Annotated in this window: 1 protein-coding gene and 1 pseudogene; one reads left to right on the top strand and one right to left on the bottom strand. The window is 44.1% G+C overall.

Translation table 11 applies throughout. From position 1 onward, the window contains the following. Positions 1 to 117: pseudogene (locus R7F07_RS24965) on the bottom strand (transcriptional repressor NsrR); the annotation flags it as partial. A 158-nt stretch (positions 118 to 275) separates the two neighbouring features. On the opposite strand from R7F07_RS24965, the gene hmpA reads away from it, so the two are divergent. Further along, positions 276 to 1,289, top strand: a 1,014-nt coding sequence (gene hmpA / locus R7F07_RS24960) for an NO-inducible flavohemoprotein (RefSeq protein WP_318110629.1), incomplete at its 3' end; no start/stop codon positions are given.

Here is a 1,289-nt window from a genome sequence, read left to right as displayed (position 1 = left end):
ACGAGACACACCAAACAAATCCGTCACTTCGGTGATATTGGTCAGCTCATCTTTTGGCAATGATGCTAAATAAATCAAGGTTCTCAGCGCGTAATCAGTAAAGCTCGTTAACTGCATGTTCTCTCCCAGAGTGCGACTTAATAGCTCAATGTCAGTGACGAAACAACCAACTTACGCTATCGACAAAAGTGTAAATCTTTTCTTGATCGAAAGATACATTTGAGATACAACTTTAAACATGCATTACAAATACAACTTAAAAATAGGAAGTTCTTATGCTCAGCAATCAAACCATTGAGATCGTGAAAGCGACCGCGCCACTAATCGCAGAAACAGGACCAAAACTGACCGCTCACTTCTATGACCGCATGTTTACTCACAACCCTGAGTTAAAAGACATTTTCAACATGAGCAACCAGCGTAATGGCGATCAGCGTGAAGCGCTATTCAATGCCATCTGTGCATACGCTGCTAACATTGAAAACTTGCCTGCTCTGCTTGGCGCAGTGGAGAAAATTGCGCATAAACACACCAGCTTTTTGATCACGAAAGATCAGTATCAAATAGTAGGTAAACACTTGATCGCTACAATTGATGAGTTATTCAATCCGGGCCAAGAAGTTTTAGACGCGTGGGCTGAAGCTTATGGCGTATTGGCTAATGTATTTATCCAGCGCGAAGAGCAAATCTATCAAGCGAATGCATCGCAAGAAGGTGGTTGGCGAGGGCTACGTGAGTTTGAGTTGGTCGGTAAACAATTGGAAAGTGAACACATTTGCAGTTTTGTTTTCAAACCGACGGATGGCAGTAAAGTGACGAAGTACAAGCCTGGGCAGTACCTCGGCATCTACATCAACAGCGATAAGTTTGAAAACCAAGAGATCCGTCAATACAGCCTATCTTCTTCGGTTCAAGAGAACACTTACCGCATCTCCGTAAAACGTGAACAAGGCGGTAAAGTATCCAACTACCTGCACGATGAGCTAAACATCGGCGATAAAGTAAAACTCGCAGCGCCAGCGGGTGATTTCTTTATGGATGTAGACACCAATACACCAGTGGTGCTGATTTCTGCAGGTGTCGGCCTTACGCCAACACTGTCAATGCTAGAAAGCTTGACGGAACATCACGCGCCAGTGACTTGGGTACATGCAACAGAAAACAGCAAACACCACGCCTTTAAAGAGCACGTAAACCAGCTAGTCACGGCGAAAGAAAACATGAACGCGCTCATTTGGTATAACCAACCAATGGCAGAAGACAAGATAGGTGAAGACTTCCACTTTACC

The organism is Vibrio sp. YT-16 (genome assembly GCF_033337405.1).
Classification (GTDB): Bacteria; Pseudomonadota; Gammaproteobacteria; order Enterobacterales; family Vibrionaceae; genus Vibrio; species Vibrio alginolyticus.
This window is presented reverse-complemented; position numbering and strand designations above follow the sequence as displayed.